This is a genomic window from Bacillus sp. CR71, from assembly GCF_003429245.1.
Lineage (GTDB): Bacteria > Bacillota > Bacilli > Bacillales > Bacillaceae_G > Bacillus_A > Bacillus_A thuringiensis_S.
Window position 1 is genome coordinate 5,596,019 of record NZ_CP031748.1, and the last position, 20,253, is coordinate 5,616,271.

Here is a 20,253-nt window from a genome sequence, read left to right on the forward strand (position 1 = left end):
AAGAGCTACAAGTTAGAAATACTGCTGTCAAATTGTGTGAGAAAAACGCGGATAGGAATGTATTTTCCTAAAAAAGGATGTGTTACATATGTAAAAAAGGGCGAATTTCTTCCTTGCAACCCTTTCGTTTTGTAACAATTATGCGGTTTTTTTGCTAGTATATAGCACGTGTTTATAGCTTCACAAACAAAATGTTTATGTTTATATAACTATATTACCCATAAAACGGTAAAATACTCAAGGAATGTAATCGTTTAGTAAACATCATGTAACATTCCTGTAATATTTTTATTTACGTCGAAAAAAATATGTTGTATTAAATATTTTGAATATAACCAGCAACCTATGAGTCATATAGAATGAAAAACGCTTTCCTATATTTTTTGTTATATTACAGGATGTTAACGACTGATTACGAATGGTTTGTAATTGTGTGTTTTCCCCAAATCCGAAAAAATCTGTTGCTATAATGAGGACACGAAAACAAACGCAATGGAGGCTATCATGAAAAAATTAATTGGAATAGCAACAGCAGCAGTTTTTGGTCTTGGGATTTTCACATCATCTGCTAATGCAGAAACTGTTGTAACAACAGACGTACTAAACGTACGCGAAAACCCTACTACTGAATCAAAAGTTGTCGGTAAATTACTAAACGGTAATAAAATAGATGTTCAAAATACAGAGAACGGATGGTCAAAAGTTACTTTAGACGGTAAAGACGCATTCGTAAGTGCAGAGTTCACAAAAAGCATCTACTACGTAACAGCTAACGTATTAAACGTACGTGCTGAAGCGAACACAAACTCAGAAATTCTTGGAAAGTTGAAGAAAGACGATGTAATCGAAACAACGAACCAAGTACAAAATGAGTGGTTACAATTTGAATATAACGGGAAAACAGCTTATGTTCATGTTCCTTTCTTAACAGGTACAGCACCTGTAATTGAGAAACAAGAAACAACTGCTCCTGCTAAAGCTAAAGTTGAAGCACCAGCTAAGGATCAAACACCTGCAGCACAAGCAAAACCAGCTGCTAAGCCTGCTGTGAAAGCTGCTGAAACTAGCGAACCATCTGGTGGTCGTGAGTTAACAGTTGTAGCTACAGCATATACAGCTCATCCGAGCGAAAACGGTGGCACATATGGCGGCCGTGTATTAACTGCAATGGGTCATGATTTAACTGCGAATCCAAACATGAAAATGATCGCTGTTGATCCGAAAGTAATCCCATTAGGATCTAAAGTATGGGTAGAAGGTTACGGAGAAGCTATCGCTGGAGATACTGGTGGTGCAATTAAAGGTAACCGTATCGATATCTTACTTGGATCAGATAGTGCTGCTCAAAAATGGGGCCGCAAAACTGTTAAAGTGAAAATTTTAAAATAACCAATGACTGCTAAATTACAAGCCGGTTCTCTTTATTGAGAGCTGGCTTTTATTTATTTATAATACATATAAGGAGGCTATGCCCATGAATGTACAAGCAAAAATAGACTGGATTGGTACGCCAAAACCGTACATATATAAAGATGAAGTAACATATAACGCTACTTCTATTGATTTCTCACTCGCTGGCGATGATAATCGCTATAAGCTAATTGTGCTCAAGTCAGAAAAAAATACACACTACAAAATTGTGCAATATGGAATAAAACCAGGCTCTCAAAAGCCATTTCCTATCGACATTCCATTTGAACAAAACATGTTACCAATTATAGAGCAAATATTACATGATCCATATGTACAAGCGATATTAAAGGAAACGCACTCATAATTGTAAAAAAAGATATCAACGATTTTCCGAATATATCTATCATAAATCGCAATATATCAACAATTTTTCAATTATATCTATCATAACTTACGATATATCAACGGTTTGACACGAAATATCGATTTAGCTACAAAAAGAGGCTGTTCAAATATTGAACAGCCTCTCTCATATTAACGAGTTGGACCAGATACATCTTCTGATTTCAACGTATTATTTGCACCAAGAGAATGATACAACATCTTTCCATTTCCATTCACAGTTACAATATGTTCGTTGTTAAAACTTTTGAACTTCACAGATCCATCACCGTAACGAATATGATACTCTTCATATGTCGTTACTTTATATTTCGTATCACTTTGACGCTCTACATTACGAACTTCCATCGTTAATAAGTCTTCTGTAATTCCTTTTTTGTGTAAATACTGTATATAATCACGGTCTTCCTTATACGATTTCCCGCTCTTATCATAATTATTTTCAATTAAACTAAAATCATTTAATGAAATTGCACGTACGTTATCATAAATATGATTTTTTACAAATTCGCCCACTGCTGAACTTGATGTTTCTTTCGGGAATTTTAAGTAATAGGTGCTTTGGTCTCCAACTTTAACGCTTTCTGATTTAATTAAGCCAAACTCAGCATTTTTCTCTAAATGCACTTCTACCGTTTCATCTGTTGGTACAGGACCAAGTTTATAACTTCCGCGGCTTAACTTCCCACGCTTCTTACCATTCACAACTACATTTGCATCATTTTCATCAGAGGAAATTGTTACATAATTGCCTTCTAATGATAAATTTACATCTACCTTCGCACTTTTTTCATCTGCTAAATCTACTTCTTTTTCTGTTTCTAACTCAGTTAACTCTGACTTTGCTTTTGCCTTTACAACGTAAGAACCCGGAAAATATGGACCAATTTCTTTTGAAGTTTTGTCATTAGACAATTCTACTTCTTTCTTATCATTCACATATATTTCTGCATTCTTCGCAGTTGTACTTACATTCATATAATACGATTTTATGCTAAATTTATACTTCGGATATAAAAACCATTCTTTTCCGTCTTCTATAATTTGTCCATCTTTAAACGATGCTTTATCACTTGCTAGTTTTTGATCCACTGTCTCTCTTTGTAAATAAGACAGCAGCTCTTTATTATATGAAGGGTTGTCTTTTAAATAACGGATATATGCCTTAATATCCTCTGCCTTAATCTTTAAGCTCGGATCATCTACCTTTACAAACTCATCAATTGCATTCGCATCTTTCTTTTGAAACGCCTCAATCATAACGTTTACTTGTTTTTCCTTTGAAAACTTGCTTGCACCAAATTTATATGCTCCGAACAATATAGCAAAAATAACAAGAAAACCTAGCAGTAAAAATATGTTCTTCTTACTTTTCACCGGCTTTGTTTCCCGTTGTATTTCTGAACGAGAAGAAGCTGTTTGATCAGCTATTTCTTCTATCTTACTTCCACACTCTGGACAAAAATTTAAATGGTCTGCAACTTTTTCATTACATATTCCACAAAACTTCAAGCGATTCTCCCCCTTATTTTTTTACCAACTTCATCCCAGCAAACACTAATACGTAAGAAAGAATAAAGCTACCTACTATTAAATACATCGTGCTACTTTGAATCGATAATAGCGGACCAGAAATCCCCGTAAATTCCTTCATAATTTCCTTACTACCTGAAGCTTCGATTTGGATTTTTGCTAATCCATTTACACAAAGCATCATCACAGTATAAACCGCACTAAACATCGCAATTGTTACATATATATTTTTCATTGGATATTGAGCTAATTTCATTCCAGCTCTAAATAGTAAGATACATGGTATTAAAATTAATAAACCCCACCAATGCATGTAGGAATTGAAATCATCCATATATTTAATTTCTTTAGCAGAAGCACCATTAGCAATTGCCACATCTTTTAAAGACGTACCATTTAATGATATGCCTGATGTATATGATAAATGTAACGGCCCTTTTCCTCCTGGATAGTTCTGTATTTCTTTCTCCATGTTCGCCCATTCAATTGCAGTTGGAGCAAAGTGAGCCATATTCCACATATACGGTGTTGCTTCTAATGAAATTAATGCTTTATATGTTTTCTCAGGGAAATCAATTGGTCCCATTGATTTTGAACTACTAAATAAAATCGTAATAAGTATAATACCAAATGTAATGATTAATCCTTTTAAAACAGTCACTACACTATAATAAATAGATGCTGCATATGGAACACTTTGACTAATTGCGGAAAGCATACGATGTGGTCCCGCTGCAATACTCATGCCAATAAAGCTAAATAATAAACCAAATATAATACCGTACAACAAACTAATAATATGAGAATAACTAACATTAATTGTCATTGTTTCATAGAATTGAGAAATCGTCGTAGAAGAACTTGCTACAAAACTTATAACACATAAGAAAATTCCATATACAATACCGATAATACATGCTGTTACTAGCTTCTCACGCCAAACAATAGACGGGTTTTTTTTCTCTACAAAAAAGCCAATTCCACCTAATATAAGTGCTGGAATAGTTAATAAAATGAACAATGGGACATGAAGAATAAATGACATTATGTATGTACCACTTCCACTGACTTCAAGACCCGCTAAATGATACATTAAAATTAATGGCGCTATGCCAATGAAAGATTGATTAATGGTAGTCATATCCAGCATACCGTTCGTATTTGTAACCATCGTTCTCATTAAATCATTCATCGCTGCATCGATAATTAAACTACTAATCCAGCCAGCCAAAAACATGCATATAATTGCCAGACCACCACCAAGTAAGCCTTTTTTCAAAGCAATTCCAGATGAACCCACATTTAGTTGTACACCCTGGTCTGGTAATTTCGTTTTCATTTCTTTTTTCGTAATACCTACTAGTAAGGAATCGCCGCATTTCTCACAATATGTAGCAGTTTCTTTACTTTCCACTCCACAAGTTCGGCAATATTTTGAGTCTTTAGGCGCTAATATAATATGACTTGCTACACCACCTGTACTAGACCCATCATGCGTACAATAATTTGATACATCAGACTGTTCTAAACCACAAGTTTTACAATACATGTTCCTCACTCCTTACTTTGCTTCATACCACAAACTGGACAGAATATAGCTTCTGTTGCGATTTGTTCACTACATGAAGAACATGATTCATTTTCAACATTGTTTGTTTGAAGGAGTAACTCATTTTCTTTCCCGCACTGTCCACAAAATTTATCATTTAATGATAATGAGCCACCACAGCTACACTGCCCTTTCTGACCTTGATTCTGCAAATTAGCAATTTGCTTACGCATGTTATAAATAGCAATATCAAGCTCTTGTACCGGTTCTACAATTCCTTTCAATACCTCTATTCGAACTTCATCATTGCGCAGTTGCATATATGTAGTTTGACCAAGCTCCAACAAAATTTCAGTTTTCGCTTGTAACTTCTCCTGCGTAATTTTCTTTAGTTGTGCAACCTCTTGTGCAACTTGCAACTTCATCTTTCCTTGCTCAATTCCCTCTTGCAACTTGTTCATACCATTACCAAACTTCGCTTGTAAATCTGACACAACTTCCCCTCCTATAAATATATAGTAATATACGAAATTAACATTTTATATATTACCATGATTTTCAAGTTATGTAATCCAAATTTCATTTTTTCTGTTTTGAGCATTTTTTGTTTATAATGGTAAAGGAAAGAAATATGTGTACGGAGGAATATTATGCTGCAACACTCAATTACGAAAGATGAAATTATGATGATTGCGAATGAGTTCGTTCAAGGACTAGATCCACAGCAAACAGCTGATCAGGAACATGTCGCTACAGCTCGGCACCTATATCGTAGTGGTGTTGTCTATAACGTTGACTTTGATGGTTATACACTATCAGGAACTGTAGATGCGGAAGGCAACGTATATAGCGTTCATATTCCGATTCGTAACGTCGCTGAAAGCTATTGTGATTGCTTCGCACCAACACAATGTGAGCATATGCTCGCTGTATTACTATCTGCAGCGTCTAGTTTCGGGCAAGTAGGAGATGTATTAACTTTATTTAAAAATAATACTAAACCTTCCCTTCCCCCTATTCGAACTGCAAGACAAGTATTACAATCATCAGCTTTTGAAGAAACTGACTATAAAAGTTGGGAATCATATTTTGAAAAAGAATATGATTCATTTAAAAAAGAACAAGCTCGGCTTACTTATAAACAAATGTATTTTCTTATGAGTATCTTTACAGATTTCTATACGAAACTTGAGCGGAAAGCTCCGCGTATCATTGCGATACATGAATTATTCAGGTTACACGCAGCACTTTACTGCTTTCAAAAATTATTAGAAGAAATTCAGGCATTCGAAGCAAACAAAACATATTCTTATCACCAACCTGTTAATGTCATTCGCCTATTTGTAGACAAAGTGGAATCCATCGTTCGGGACTTACAATCAGAAGCGATTCCTTCAGAGTCTGAAATAATTTTACAAGAAACAGCTCGTCTCGTTCATGAAGTATTCTTCTCTACCGACGCTTATACGCAAGAGCGATTTTTCATTTATCGTCACATATGGAGTGAACTTTTAAACAATAAAGAGAAAATACAAGAAGAAGAAAAACGAATCGATACGAAAATCAATCCACTATCTAAAGCGTTAGCGTCTTCTCATCTTCTCTTTTTAAATGACGAAGATCTACTAGCGATGGACTTACTAAAAAAACAGCCTGCTTCTGTTGTGAGTCTATACTTCTATTGGTTAGAAGAACTATTAAGTGCCATGCATTGGGATCGTGCAAAAAACTGGCTTTCCTTTACGTATAAACAAGTAAAGAAAACGATCCAAGATCACGAAAATACGATTTTCATAAAAGATGTCGTTCGGCTATTTGTAATCATGTATGAAACATATGCAACACATACAAATGAACAAGCTGGTTTCGAAATGATCTTACAAGAACTATTACCGTATAGTTTCACAAACTATGAACAGTACGTACTCGCGAAAAAACAGTATCGTACATGGGCAGAGCTTCATCTCCTATATGGATTTGAAGCAATTGAGCTGTTGAAAGAGCCACTGAAAGATATTGAAAAAGAAGCGCCAGAAGTGGCACTTCCTCTTTACCATCTTGCTGCTGTAGAGGCGATTGAAGAACGAAATCGTAAATCATATAAACGCGCAGTTCGTTACTTAAAGAAATTACGTACATTGTATAAACGATTAAAACGCACCGATGAATGGGATGCTTTCATTATTCACATCGCCAATCTCCATTCACGTCTGCGTGCACTACAAGAGGAATTACGGAAAGGAAAATTAATCGATGATCAATCAAACTGAAGTAACAATTAGGCTCCAGCATGTTAGTCAAGGTTGGTTCCTTTGGGGAGAAGATGACAGCGGTACTCCATTATCCGTAAAAAGTTGGAAACGAAATGCATTCACATGGCACTCCACTTCTTTCTACGGTACTTCTCTAAAAGAAGCAACCTTCGAAGGAAAACAAGGTGTGCTCCTAACAAATGCACAAGCCTTTGAATACATTGCAAACAAACCGATGAATTCCTTTGCACATATACAAATAAACGGACCTATTACAGCACTTACGAAAGATGCAAATGAATTATGGGACACCTTTACGAGTGGTAGCTTCGTACCAGATATGAATCATTGGCCTAAACAGCCATCTTGGAAAGTTCAAAATACACCAATTGAAGATGACACATTAGCATCTCTTTTCTCAGCAGCAGTTAATGAAAGCATATTACAAGATAATCGCTCAAATGACGGCTGGGAAGATGCTAAAAGGCTATATGAACATTACGACTTTACGAAAAGACAATTGGAAACAGCACTACATGAAGAAGATTGGCTTCGAAAAATCGGTTATATTGAAGATGATCTTCCGTTTACAATCGGACTAAGACTACAAGAACCACAAGAAGAATTTGAAATGTGGAAGCTTGAAACAATTGTGACACCAAAGCGCGGGGCTCATCGCATATATGTATATGAAAACATCGATTCCTTACCGAAAAGATGGCACGATTACGAAGAACGGATTACAGAAACACAAGAAGGTTTTAGTAAGCTCATACCGTGGTTAAAAGAAGGAGATACATTCCGAAATGAGCTCTTTGAAACAGAAGCTTGGAACTTCTTAACAGATGCAAGCAACGAATTACTTGCAGCCGGCATTACAATTTTACTACCATCATGGTGGCAAAATTTAAAAGCAACAAAACCGAAATTACGTGTCCAGTTGAAGCAAAATACAGCACAAACACAATCGTTCTTCGGTATGAATACGCTCGTTAATTTTGACTGGCGCATTTCGACGAACGGCATTGATTTATCAGAAAGCGAATTTTTCGAGCTCGTTGAACAAAACAAACGTCTATTTAATATAAATGGTCAATGGATGCGACTAGATCCAGCCTTTATCGAAGAAGTAAGGAAACTCATGAACCGTGCCGATAAATACGGACTAGAGATGAAAGATGTCCTGCAGCAACATTTATCAAATACGGCTGAAACAGAAATTGTAGAAGATGATAGTCCGTTTACTGATATTGAAATCGAACTAGATGGATATTATGAGGAACTATTCCAAAAGCTGCTTCATATTGGAGATATTCCAAAGGTAGATGTCCCTACTTCACTAAACGCAACACTTCGTCCGTATCAACAACATGGTATTGAATGGTTATTATATTTACGAAAGCTTGGATTTGGAGCATTGCTAGCTGACGATATGGGACTCGGGAAAAGTATTCAAACAATCTCTTACTTACTATATATAAAAGAAAACAATCTCAAAACAGGCCCTGCATTAATCGTAGCGCCGACATCTGTTCTTGGAAATTGGCAAAAAGAATTTGAGCGTTTCGCACCGAATTTATGTGTCCAATTACATTACGGAAGTAATAGAGAGAAGGGCAATTCATTTGAAGATTTCCTTCAATCAGCAGATGTTGTATTAACATCTTATGCATTGGCTCAACTCGATGAGGAAGAACTGACTTCATTATGCTGGGATGCTGTTATTTTGGATGAAGCACAAAATATTAAGAACCCACATACGAAACAGTCGAAAGCAGTACGAAACTTGCAGGCAAATCACAAAATCGCTTTAACTGGTACACCAATGGAAAATCGCCTCGCTGAACTTTGGTCCATTTTCGACTTTATTAATCATGGATATCTCGGAAGCTTAGGACAATTCCAACGCCGCTTCGTCACACCGATTGAAAAAGATCGTGATGAAGGAAAAATCCAGCAAGTTCAACGGTTTATCTCACCATTTTTACTGCGCCGAACGAAGAAAGATCAAACAGTCGCATTAAATTTACCAGATAAACAAGAACAAAAAGCTTACTGTCCTCTTACTGGTGAACAAGCTTCCTTATATGAACAACTTGTTCAAGATACACTGCAAAATGTAGAAGGTTTAAGCGGAATTGAAAGACGCGGCTTTATATTACTTATGTTGAACAAGCTAAAACAAATTTGTAATCATCCTGCTCTTTATTTAAAAGAAGAAGAACCACAAAATGTCATTGAACGCTCTATGAAAACAAAAACGTTAATGGAGCTCATCGAAAATATAAAAGATCAAAATGAAAGTTGCCTCATCTTCACTCAGTACATCGGCATGGGAAACATGCTAAAACGTGTGCTAGAAGAACAATTTGGCCAGCGTGTCCTCTTCTTAAACGGTAGTGTACCGAAAAAAGATCGTGACAAGATGATTGAGGAGTTCCAAAACGGAACGTATGACATTTTCATCTTATCCTTAAAAGCTGGGGGAACAGGATTAAACTTAACTGCTGCCAACCATGTCATTCACTACGATCGTTGGTGGAATCCAGCTGTGGAAAATCAAGCAACAGACCGCGCATATCGCATTGGTCAAAAACGATTTGTTCATGTTCACAAACTCATTACAACAGGAACATTAGAAGAAAAAATCGATGAAATGCTAGAAAGAAAACAATCTCTAAACAATGCGGTCATCACAAGTGATAGCTGGATGACTGAACTATCAACAGACGAACTAAAAGAATTACTTGGTGTATAAAGTGAAACTTGAATCAGGTCGGTTACCGGAAGTTTTACTACCCGCAAAAAAAGCGCTAATCTCGAAATGAGATTAGCGCTTTTTTCTATTCCAAAACCAATTGCTTATTATAATTCCCGTTAATCCGCCGCACGTATCAAGCAATGAATCTTGCCACATTGGTGTACGGTCCCCCGTATACCATTGGTGAATTTCATCAAATGTTGCATAACCCGCAACGAAAAGAATGGCATATATAAAACACCTTTTCCTCGAATGACCTGATCGATGAAAAGCGTAATAAATCAATGAACCTAGCATAAAGAACACCATAAAATGAGCACCTTTACGAAGGAAAAACTCAATAAATCCGCCTACACCTTTATTCGCAATACTAACAGGGGTTCCTCCACCATAATCGATAGATACCCATGAAAAATGCTCTTTTACAAATTCAACATTGACATATTGTTCAATATCTGAACGCATATCCTGCTTTTTATATGGTTGTGCCGAAGAATAGAAAATCAGCCCCATCCATAGTAATACAGGAATCCAAAATAACCATTTACGATTCATTATCCAGAATTCTCCTCTCTTAATCTTTTAAGGGTACCAAAAAAAAGAAAAAATTTCACGCCAAAACATGACATTTGCAACCTATTTATAAAGTGAAAGGAGGTGATACACATGGCAATTGAAACAATCGTAATGGATTTAACTTTACGTCTAGTATTAAACAACGGATTAGATAAGAACGGCAAAACAGTTTTCAAGAGCAAACAATTTAAACGTGTTAAAACAAATGCGAGCTTAGATCAAGTACACAACGTAGCTCATGCTCTTGCTTCCTTACAGGCATCACCACTTCACGCTGTACAACTTGTAAGCACATCAGATCTTTCTAAACTATAAAGTAAAACTTCAGATCAGTAGGGATTTTATTCATCCCCGCTGATTATTAGCTCGCAATTTAACCGGCAGACCCGAATCCCTTAAATAGCGGGATAAATACAAAGGAGGGAATAACACATGCAAGTACTGGAATTGATTTTCGCGAAAGAAGATGGAAAAACAGTCGTTTTTTCTATCGATACGCCCATCACACCAATCGATGCAAAAGTCGTAAATCAAGTAATGGATACAATCCTTTCCTCATCTGTATTTTCATCCATTGATGAAAATACAAGAAAAAAGGGAGCTCGCCTTGTAGAAAAAAATGTATCTGAAATTCCAATTACTTTATAAAATGAAAAAGACGAATCTGCATCATTTTGCAGATTCGTCTTTTTTCTTCGGCATTTCAATCGGAATAAAAATCTTTGAAAAACCGACGCATACGTACTTATAATGTTCTTCACCTATATCAAACTCAGTCGTATATGTTGAGAAGAATATATAATCATTTCGCTTCGTATAATGATCAATTAATAACCCAACTTGTGGCTCAACATACTTTTTCGCTAACTTTTTACCGGCCGATGCCAAGTCGCCAAGAAGACCCTCTTCATTCTCTTTTTGAACTTCATCTAGCTTCTTACTCACATCATTTCGCTTCATAAACTGCTTCGCTGCCCATTCTGTATATTCTCCTTTACTCGGATTGCTGTTTGCTAAATATACTAGGAGAATGACAACTAAAGCCATAATAATATACTTTTTCTTCATACTATATCACCGCCTACTCTTTTCTATTTTCATATATATGTACAAGCGATGCAAATTAGAAAGACTATCACCTATTGATTGTAAACGAATAGCCAAAATTTACAATATGAAATAGAATATTAACAACCAATTTACTTAATTTATATATAATTATATTCAGAATGAAAATTATAAGGGAGGATATAGAATTATGGATAATGAAAACAACATTTTTATTTCTAGTTCTACAATGATGCTTGAACCATGTAAACACCCTTATTACCGTACAAAAATCATCGACAGTAGCGGAAACCATCTTTACTCCTGTCAGACTGCTCTCCAACTTATACAGAAATCTTGTCTAACAAATATTCATTCTACCTATCAAGGGAGACGTAATGCCGTAAAAACAAAATTTAAATTTAAACAAAACGTTCCAATTCCGATCAATCATAGAGAATATATTTGCGCTTTCCCAACAGAATCTCCTGCTTCTCCAAATTGTATTTGGCTTTTCTTCAAACATGTTCATACAATAGAGTTTTTCAAAAAAGCTAAACAAGCTAAAATTCATTTTTCAAACGGAGCTACCGTAACGATACAAATTAGTTCCCATAAGCTAAGTCAGCAATTATGGAAAGCTGGATATGTATTATCCCAAATGAACATGCAAGATTCATCACCTTAATAGCAAATAGAATGGAAGGTAGTATTTCCTTAACTTCCATTCTATTTGCTATTTTTATCCTCTTACACTATCTCGCATTTTCTCGAGTGCTTGCCGATACATCCATCTTACTTGATAATATGTCATTTCCGTCTCTAAAGCGATTTCTCCCATCGTCTTTCCTACAAAAAAACGTTCAAAAATAATATACTTCTCCTTCTCATCTAACACACTCATAAAATCCTTCACTCTTATTTCAACATCTTCAAAATGAAAAATATCCTCATACTCACCTACACATACACATCTTTCTTGTACAGTAGATTCTTTCTTCAATCTTTCTAATATATAACCACGCACCGTTACAAGTGCGTATGCAGGGAAATACCCTTTCTTTGCATCAAATCTTTCATACGCATGCCAAAGACCAATTAAACCACATTGATAATACTCTTCATAATCTTGGCGAATACCTAATTTCTTTATTTGATTTACAATCATTCCTTCATACAAAACAACTGCCTCTTTAAAAGTCGCTGGCTTCACACAGTACCCGTTTCTAAAAGGTATACCTTTCTAGTATTCCGCGGTACCTTCACAATATAAAAATAAAGAAAAGATTTCACTGTGAGTAATTTCAAATACTACCGACGGAATTTGAAATTACACTAGAGAGTATTTGAAATTTTGTTGTTGGTATTTGAAATAAGGGTAAAAATAAAAAAGGGTGACTCCTTTGAAGAGTCACCTTTTCTATTTTATTTCCTTATTGGAACATACCTTGTAAAGCACCCATTCCGAGAGTTAAAACAAAGAAAACAATAGTAATAATTGTTGCCTGTTTTTTAGTTAAGCCTGCTGTAATTTGAAGACCTAGCCATGTAACTACATATCCCCAAATTGTAAACACTTCAAATTTACTTACAATACCTTTTACAACACCACTACTCGAGGCGAAAATTGGTCCTAGGCCAGTGTACATTTCTTGACCCGATCCACCTAAAATATAAGCTAAAATTATATTTATTAATACACCAATTAATGAAATAACACTTGAATATACAGTAATCGCCAATAATTTTTTATAAGAAGTATCATTGCTCATAAACACCATTAATACTTTATACACTACAGCACTTATTAAGAAACTAAATCCCATACCAAGAGCACCTACACCGAATCCCATACCATATGTCATTCCAGCTGAAACAGTAACACCTAACTCCTTATTGAGCTCAATTGCTTCAGGTGTTAGAGAATATACATAAGCAGCAAATCCCCCAACAAGTCCACCTAATAAAACAAGTAGCCAAAACGCTCCCCAAACTGCATTACTCGTTTTCATTCTTTCGAACTGCACTCCAGGCGAAGTGATTATTCCGAACAATGATGGCTTTTCTCCACCAACTTTTTGCGTATTAATATTTGCTTCCATTATAACGCCTCCTTCTATTTATATAACCCGTTCTAACGGGCGGTTCACTTCCTCATGCAAGAGGCTACGAACCGCCCACTAGAACGGTAATGTGTAGTTCTACTACACTATTAATTACTCATAACGCAATGCTTCAATTGGATCTAATTTCGCAGCTTTATTTGCTGGAATTAATCCGAAAATAATACCGAGTGTCATCGAGAACAGTACGCCTCCAACAACAACTTCCCACGAAACAAGCGGTGGCCATTTTGCGAATGTGGAAACGATATATGCTCCGCCATACCCAAGACCAATTCCGATTAAACCACCTAGAAGTGTTAACATAACGGCTTCAATTAAAAACTGTAATAAAATTTTACTACGCGTTGCTCCAAGTGCTTTACGTATCCCAATTTCGCGCGTACGCTCTGTTACAGATACGAGCATGATGTTCATAACACCAATACCACCAACGACTAATGAAATACCAGCGATACCACCGATGATCATCGTCATAATGTTAGTAACTTTAGAAACATTTTCTTGGAATTCTTTTAAATTAACCAGTTCATATTTACCCGGAATTTCACTTGGCTTACGACTATTTAATACATCAACAGCTTGTTTCCCTGCTGCTTCTAAATCGTCTACATTTTTAGCTTGAATTGCGATACTTTGAATTTCATCTGTTCCGTATAAAACAGGCCATAACGTAAGAGGGATTAACGCTTCTTCCATTTCAAATCCCATAAATTCATTATCAGATGTATACACACCGACAATTTGCATCGGTTGTCCTTTCATCTCAATAATTTGTCCTACTGGATTTACGCCCTTAAATAACGTCTCTTCTGTTTTTGTACTAATCATCACGACGTTATTTGCATGAGAAATATCTGATTCATTTAAAGTACGTCCCTTTACGACCTTTACTTTATTAACCGCAAAATATTCATTATCAAGACCAATAACATTCAGATTTGCTTTTTTATCATTTACATCAAGCACCTCTGAATTCTGGTTTGTCGTAATAACATGTGAAACATCTTTCACTTGTTTTACTTCCAAAATATCCTCTTCCGTTAACTTCGGCATTTCAAATCCACCTATAGCAAACTCATCATTAATATCTGGTTTAAATTGAATTGGCATAAGGTTATTACCACCAGAACCTGCGAATTTCGACTTCAGCATCGCTTCCCCGCCTTGCCCAATCGCAACGACAGTAATAATTGAACCTACCCCGATAATAATACCGAGCATCGTAAGAGCTGAACGCAATTTATGAGCTAAAATAGAAGAGAGGGCAATTTTTATACTATCTAGTAAACTCATACCGCACACCTTCTATCTTCTGTAACTTTCCCGTCCCGCAGTACAATGCGGCGGGAAGAATACGCTGCTACTTCCTCTTCATGCGTAACCATAACAATCGTCGTGCCTTCTGCATTAAGCTTCGTGAAAATATCCATAACTTGTTCACCAGACTTCGTATCAAGTGCACCAGTCGGTTCATCGGCCATAATGAACGTTGGATTATTTGCAATCGCTCTTGCAATCGCTACACGCTGCTTCTGTCCACCTGATAACTCATTCGGTAAATGATGCACGCGATCTGCCAATCCAACTTTACCTAACGCCTCCAAAGCGCGCTTACGACGCTCCGCTTTCTTCACACCACCATATACGAGCGGAAGCTCAACATTTTCCACCGCGGAAAGACGAGGCAGTAAATTAAAGTGCTGAAATACAAACCCAATATATTCATTACGAATTAAAGCAAGCTTTGACTCGTCTGCTGTTAAGATATTCACGTCATTCAGCTTATATTCGCCTTCTGTTGGACGATCTAAGCAACCAATAATATTCATAAGCGTTGACTTACCAGAACCAGACGGTCCCATAATCGAAACGAACTCACCGCTCTGAATCGTTAAACTAATACCATGCAAAATCGGCACCGCCAATTTTCCTTGATAATATGTTTTAGCAATATTATTTAACGTAATCATTTCTCTTTCACTTCCATTCCGTCATACACATCGTCGGAAGGATTTTTAACCACCTTTTGCCCCACTGTTACGCCTTCTACAACCTCTGTCCAGTCTCCATCAGTAGAACCTTTTTTCACATTTTGTTTACGAAGCTTCCCTTTTTCCTCAACATAAACAAATGCATCCTCGCCTTTTTCTACAATGCTTTTACTTGGAACAGCAATCATCGTCTTATTCTCTAAGTTTACTTGCAGAGAAACGTGGTAACCTGGAGATAAACCGTCTTGACTATCAAGACTTGCTTTATATGTATACTGAGACATATTTTGAGTTGCTTCACCCATGCCGCCAGCTTGCGCCATCTCTGCACTCGTTGGGAACTCACTTACCTCTGTAATCTTACCTGTCCACTTCTTCTTATTATTTGCTTTCGCTGTTACATTGAATGTTTGATCCTTTTGAATTTGTGACTTCTGAAGCTCAGTTAACGTACCTTGAACTTGGAATGGGTCTTTAGAAGCTACTTGTAAAAACGATTTTCCTTGACCACCTAACGCTTGAGATGAACTTTGTGCCGCATCTTTATCTAACTTTTGAACAACACCAGCGAAATTACTATAAATCGTAAGCTCTTTCTGCTTCTTACTTAACTCTTCTTTCTGCAACTTCCCTTTTTCTTTCTCAAGATCAGTTGTCTTTTGAGCAATCTCCAGCTCACTTACTTGCTCGTCCATCGGATCCGTTACTTCTTTCCCAGCTCCGCTATCTTTCGCCTTCTTAATTTCTTTCTTCAATGAATCAATCTTCTTTTTCCCTTGATCATAACGCATATCCGCCATCTTCTGATCAAGCTCAGCTTGCTTCATTTGAAGATTAATCTCTTCATTATCATAAGAGAATAACTTCGTGCCTTTCTCTACCTCTTGCCCTTCTTTTACCTCAATATCTTTCACTTTCCCTTTGGCCGGATCTGCATAGAAGCTTTCAATATTACCAGGCTTCACCTGACCAGAAATTAACTTCGTATTATTCAGCTTACGCTCTGTCACTTTCTCAAAACTTACAGCATCAGCATTTGTTGATGCACCCTTCTTCTTCCCTTGCATAACAAAAATATTAATTGCTGCTACAATAACAATTAGTGCAATAACCCCAATAATAATCCATTTCTTCTTCTTGTTTGGAGTACGAACCGTATTTGGTAACATATTCTCGCTCCCTTTTATAACTTAATAGTTTAATATAAAAATTGTATAAAACTTTCTGAAAATAGATTACATATTATTACATTATTTTTACAAAGTTTTACACATCCATTTATATTGTAACAAAAATTCCAATGATTAGAAATATGACATTATATCTTTTAAGATAGATTTAAGGAAAGATTATATTATATAGAAAAAGCCATCCAAAATAATAATTGGATAGCTTTTCAAACAAAACATTACGCTACTTTAGGATCTTTTCTCTCATGTCCACGTTGAACAATAAATAAGAAGATTGTTGATAAAACCGCTCCTGTTAATAGTAAGATGAAACAACCATCCCAGCCAGAACGATCAACAATAACACCAATTGCTGCGTTAGCTACAAGACTTCCGCCTACATAACCGAATAAACCACACATACCAACTGTCGTACCTACTGCAAATTTCGGTACTAATTCCATCGCACTTAAACCGATTAAGAACTGTGGTACATAAATTAAACAACCGATAATAGAAACTGCAATACTTACAACAAGTACGCTAGTTGCTTGCCAATATATAAACGTACCAATAACAACCCCAACCATACTAATAATACATAATGGCATACGTTTTCCTTTAAATAATTTATCACTTAAAAAACCAACGATTAATGAACTTGGAATTGCCATACCTTCAAAGATTGCATATGCCGCATGCGCTTCTGCTTTTGAAAATCCTTTAACTGTCGTTAAATAAAGCGGAACCCAGTTAATAACACCGAAACGAATTAAATAAACAAAAGCATTCGCAATACATAAGAACCATACAAATTTATTTTTCACTACATACTTCATTAAAATTTCTTTTGGTGACATCTTGTTAGCATTATCTGCTTTTTCAAGATTTTCATAGTCATTACGATACTCATCAATTGGAGGAAGACCTTCAGATTCTGGTGTATCCTTCGCATTAATCCAAACAAGAACTGAAATTACCATTGCGATAATTGCAGGGAAAATAAACACGCCGCCTTGCCAATGGTTTTCACCAAAAATACCTACACCAATTCCGACAAGTGGTGGCACAAGCATTCCACCAACGTTATGTGAAATATTCCAAAGACCTGTTTTCGTACCACGTTCTTTCTTTGAGAACCATTTCGTCATAACAATACTACAAGGTGGTGCTCCCATACCTTGTACAATACCGTTAACAACAAGTAATGTAACAATCATCCCAAATGATGATGCAAAGCCAAAACAAATATTTACAAGCCCTGATAAGAATAAACCGACTGCGATAAAGCGCTGGGCGAAAGCTTTATCTGATAAATTCCCCATAAAGAACTTACTAAATCCATAAACAATTGCCATTACTGAACCTAGTAGACCAATTTCAGCTGTACTAAAACCATATTCTTGTACTAAGTACGTACTTGATAACGTAAAGTTACTACGAACTAAATAATAAGCAGCATATCCAACTGAAATCCCGATTAACACACGAATACGTAGTAATCGATATACACGGTCGATCATATCCGCTGGCAATCTTTCAATTGCAGGTGCTGGCTTGAGCCATTTAAACATATATTTTCGTCTCCTTTTCTCACTTCAGAGAGAGACGCTGTCTATTCCATATCTCGATTATCCCGCTATTTGATATATTTTGGTTCGTCCTTCTAACCGGCTGTCCTTCTATTTCTTTCTCATTCTTCGCAAACATCGTTGGTACGCCAAACGACACTTTTTCTAAAATGTGACCCGCTTCTTCTGATAAACAATAATCAATAAATAAATCCGCAATAATACCACTCGGTGCACGTTTTAGTTTAGAAATCGCATTAACGGATAACCCTGTTTGCTCAGGTTCGTTACTTAAAATAGGAAAGCCTTGTTTTTGAAGCATTCTCTGATCTCCCATAAAGTTGATGCCTATCATATATTCACCGCTCGCAACAAGTTCTGCTGGGATATAACCATTCACTGTTACTTCTCCAACTTGTTCTGCCAGATTCTTCACATATTCCTTCGCTTCCTCTTCACCTAACGTATCAATAAGTGATTGAAAAAACGTATATGCTGTACCTGAAACATTTGGATCGGGCATGACAATCTTTCCTTTATATACTGGATTCAATAAATCTTTCCATCTTAACGGATACGAGAGACCGAGCGGCGCTATTTCCTCGTTCCACCGCTCTTTATTAATCGCAATTGCTAGCTTCTCCACTTCATAACCGTACCAATAACCATCTTTATCTTTAACAGTCTTTGAAATACGATTTGCATGTTGGCTTATCACAGGAATAGAAAGATTTTTTTGCTTCATCATTTGATGCGCATCTACTGTACCGCCAATAATAATATCCGCCTTCGGATTTCCAGCTTCTTCTTCCACTCTACGAAGAAGTTCTTCTGTCGAAAGACGAATAAATTCATACGTACATCCGCGCGGCTTACAAAATGACGAAAGTAACGCTTCACCAACTTCCTCACGAGCCGCTACATACGCAACAATATGACGATCATCCAAAATAGGGAGACCATTTTTACTATATTTAATAGAGGTTGTATCTCGAGAGCAACTAGACATCGCTCCTCCAATTACTAGCAAAAAGAAGAAAAAGGCTATCTTTCTCATGACGCATTCTCCTTTACGAATAACTCTGCTAGAGAGCCTTTCATATACATGACATTACCGTTATTATCACCGAGATATTGCACAACAAAGTACGATGGATACACAGAAATCGTAAGAATATCTTCACGATCATTCTTTACACGCTTACCTGTTTTATAAGCTGTAATATAAGCAATCGGTTCATTCTGTGATTGTAATAACTTCTGAATTTCTCCGTAATCTGTAATTTGCTTTGCGTACCGAATAGAATCAAGTATGTGCGTAAGATTGATAGTACGTACCACATCACCTTGACGTACTACGACATCCTTTGCTGAAGCAAAGAAATCACTAATACGCTCTGGTGTGTAATACAGGCTTAATAAATACGTTTGAAGTGCTGAAATCATCGGATCCATGCCATTCTTTCCGTATACATTTTCCCCATACTGGAACAAGTCACCTACTGCAAAAGTACGCTTATGTCCATTCAAGTACGTTACTTCTCCAGTAAATACTTGTTCTTTGCTCTTAACGTCACCTGGCTCTATTCGAATTCGGTCAAAGAATGAAACAATCGTATGCAAACGAACTTCATCCGTTACAACAATTTCTCCCCACTTTTCATGTCTTACTTTCACTTCAATTGGAAGAGATTCATTCACCCTTTGTAAAACGGCTTGTTTATCATTTACAATGTTGATTCGATTATATATTTGCTTCTCCATTACATAAAACAAAACAAGAGAAACAATTATACAAATGACAAACATAAGAATTTGAAATGATAGCCTTTTCATTTCTGCCTACCTCCAAGATAAAAAAAC

20 protein-coding genes are annotated in these 20,253 nt (G+C 36.3%); 7 read left to right on the forward strand and 13 right to left on the reverse strand.

What is annotated here, in order from left to right; genetic code table 11:
• The first annotated feature begins 504 nt into the window (after positions 1 to 504).
• Both DOS87_RS28385 and DOS87_RS28390 read left to right on the forward strand, forming a co-directional pair.
• Entirely contained in the window at positions 505 to 1,389 is an 885-nt protein-coding gene (locus DOS87_RS28385) for a cell wall-binding protein EntA (protein WP_086389724.1), read from the forward strand.
• 85 nt (positions 1,390 to 1,474) lie between these two features.
• Positions 1,475 to 1,777 carry a DUF3910 family protein gene (locus tag DOS87_RS28390; RefSeq protein ID WP_001102514.1) on the forward strand — a complete coding sequence of 101 codons (303 nt, stop codon included), beginning with the start codon at positions 1,475 to 1,477 and terminating at the stop codon, positions 1,775 to 1,777.
• Between the two features lie 170 nt (positions 1,778 to 1,947).
• Here DOS87_RS28390 and DOS87_RS28395 read toward each other — a convergent pair whose 3' ends face one another.
• From DOS87_RS28395 to DOS87_RS28405, 3 genes are read right to left on the reverse strand one after another with little or no spacing between them, the layout of a single operon-like run.
• Positions 1,948 to 3,327 (reverse strand): zinc ribbon domain-containing protein, encoded by a 1,380-nt coding sequence (locus DOS87_RS28395; RefSeq protein ID WP_208730163.1) that lies wholly within the window; start codon positions 3,325 to 3,327, stop codon positions 1,948 to 1,950.
• Positions 3,328 to 3,340: 13 nt separating this feature from the next.
• On the reverse strand, positions 3,341 to 4,897 hold the full coding sequence (locus DOS87_RS28400; RefSeq protein ID WP_016078175.1) for a zinc ribbon domain-containing protein: 1,557 nt from the start codon (positions 4,895 to 4,897) through the stop codon (positions 3,341 to 3,343).
• A gap of 5 nt (positions 4,898 to 4,902) precedes the next feature.
• On the reverse strand, positions 4,903 to 5,391 hold the full coding sequence (locus tag DOS87_RS28405; RefSeq protein ID WP_001281736.1) for a zinc ribbon domain-containing protein: 489 nt from the start codon (positions 5,389 to 5,391) through the stop codon (positions 4,903 to 4,905).
• 156 nt (positions 5,392 to 5,547) lie between these two features.
• Here DOS87_RS28405 and DOS87_RS28410 point away from each other — a divergent pair, with 156 nt between their 5' ends.
• Both DOS87_RS28410 and DOS87_RS28415 read left to right on the forward strand, forming a co-directional pair.
• Entirely contained in the window at positions 5,548 to 7,167 is a 1,620-nt protein-coding gene (locus DOS87_RS28410; RefSeq protein ID WP_000939128.1) for an SWIM zinc finger family protein, read from the forward strand.
• Complete coding sequence (locus DOS87_RS28415; protein WP_000610095.1) at positions 7,151 to 9,907, forward strand: DEAD/DEAH box helicase; 2,757 nt, start codon at positions 7,151 to 7,153, stop codon at positions 9,905 to 9,907. The genes DOS87_RS28410 and DOS87_RS28415 overlap by 17 nt, the downstream gene beginning before the upstream one ends.
• 72 nt (positions 9,908 to 9,979) lie before the next feature.
• On the opposite strand, the gene DOS87_RS28420 is transcribed toward DOS87_RS28415, so the two are convergent.
• Entirely contained in the window at positions 9,980 to 10,465 is a 486-nt protein-coding gene (locus DOS87_RS28420) for a VanZ family protein (protein WP_001080704.1), read from the reverse strand.
• A gap of 111 nt (positions 10,466 to 10,576) precedes the next feature.
• Between DOS87_RS28420 and DOS87_RS28425 the strand changes: the two genes are divergently transcribed.
• Both DOS87_RS28425 and DOS87_RS28430 read left to right on the forward strand, forming a co-directional pair.
• The gene (locus tag DOS87_RS28425) at positions 10,577 to 10,801 is read left to right on the forward strand and encodes a DUF1659 domain-containing protein (protein ID WP_000963861.1); all 225 of its coding nucleotides are present in this window, start codon (positions 10,577 to 10,579) and stop codon (positions 10,799 to 10,801) included.
• Positions 10,802 to 10,918: 117 nt separating this feature from the next.
• A complete protein-coding gene (locus DOS87_RS28430; RefSeq protein WP_001197589.1) occupies positions 10,919 to 11,134 on the forward strand; it encodes a DUF2922 domain-containing protein in 216 nt (71 codons plus the stop codon).
• Positions 11,135 to 11,155: 21 nt separating this feature from the next.
• On the opposite strand, the gene DOS87_RS28435 is transcribed toward DOS87_RS28430, so the two are convergent.
• The gene (locus DOS87_RS28435; protein ID WP_000731400.1) at positions 11,156 to 11,554 is read right to left on the reverse strand and encodes a DUF4359 domain-containing protein; all 399 of its coding nucleotides are present in this window, start codon (positions 11,552 to 11,554) and stop codon (positions 11,156 to 11,158) included.
• A 190-nt stretch (positions 11,555 to 11,744) separates the two neighbouring features.
• Between DOS87_RS28435 and DOS87_RS28440 the strand changes: the two genes are divergently transcribed.
• Entirely contained in the window at positions 11,745 to 12,221 is a 477-nt protein-coding gene (locus DOS87_RS28440; protein WP_000368310.1) for a competence protein ComK, read from the forward strand.
• Between the two features lie 54 nt (positions 12,222 to 12,275).
• Here the strand turns inward: DOS87_RS28440 and DOS87_RS28445 are convergent, their stop codons facing one another.
• The 8 genes from DOS87_RS28445 to DOS87_RS28480 all read right to left on the reverse strand — a co-directional run bounded on the left by DOS87_RS28445 (position 12,276) and on the right by DOS87_RS28480 (position 20,226).
• Positions 12,276 to 12,746 carry a sigma-70 family RNA polymerase sigma factor gene (locus DOS87_RS28445; RefSeq protein WP_097891562.1) on the reverse strand — a complete coding sequence of 157 codons (471 nt, stop codon included), beginning with the start codon at positions 12,744 to 12,746 and terminating at the stop codon, positions 12,276 to 12,278.
• 220 nt (positions 12,747 to 12,966) lie between these two features.
• On the reverse strand, positions 12,967 to 13,635 hold the full coding sequence (locus tag DOS87_RS28450; RefSeq protein ID WP_097891559.1) for a YknW family membrane protein: 669 nt from the start codon (positions 13,633 to 13,635) through the stop codon (positions 12,967 to 12,969).
• Between the two features lie 114 nt (positions 13,636 to 13,749).
• Complete coding sequence (locus DOS87_RS28455; RefSeq protein WP_000054362.1) at positions 13,750 to 14,952, reverse strand: ABC transporter permease; 1,203 nt, start codon at positions 14,950 to 14,952, stop codon at positions 13,750 to 13,752.
• On the reverse strand, positions 14,949 to 15,629 hold the full coding sequence (locus DOS87_RS28460; protein ID WP_000631619.1) for an ABC transporter ATP-binding protein: 681 nt from the start codon (positions 15,627 to 15,629) through the stop codon (positions 14,949 to 14,951). The genes DOS87_RS28455 and DOS87_RS28460 overlap by 4 nt, the downstream gene beginning before the upstream one ends.
• The gene (locus DOS87_RS28465; RefSeq protein WP_098832790.1) at positions 15,626 to 16,819 is read right to left on the reverse strand and encodes an efflux RND transporter periplasmic adaptor subunit; all 1,194 of its coding nucleotides are present in this window, start codon (positions 16,817 to 16,819) and stop codon (positions 15,626 to 15,628) included. Before DOS87_RS28465 ends, DOS87_RS28460 begins: the two co-directional genes overlap by 4 nt.
• Positions 16,820 to 17,058: 239 nt before the next feature.
• Positions 17,059 to 18,393: an MFS transporter gene (locus DOS87_RS28470; RefSeq protein WP_000477603.1), complete on the reverse strand. Its 1,335-nt coding sequence runs from the start codon at positions 18,391 to 18,393 to the stop codon at positions 17,059 to 17,061.
• Between the two features lie 19 nt (positions 18,394 to 18,412).
• On the reverse strand, positions 18,413 to 19,447 hold the full coding sequence (locus DOS87_RS28475) for an ABC transporter substrate-binding protein (protein WP_001225641.1): 1,035 nt from the start codon (positions 19,445 to 19,447) through the stop codon (positions 18,413 to 18,415).
• The gene (locus tag DOS87_RS28480) at positions 19,444 to 20,226 is read right to left on the reverse strand and encodes a DUF3919 family protein (RefSeq protein WP_097980957.1); all 783 of its coding nucleotides are present in this window, start codon (positions 20,224 to 20,226) and stop codon (positions 19,444 to 19,446) included. The genes DOS87_RS28475 and DOS87_RS28480 overlap by 4 nt, the downstream gene beginning before the upstream one ends.
• Positions 20,227 to 20,253 lie beyond the last annotated feature (27 nt).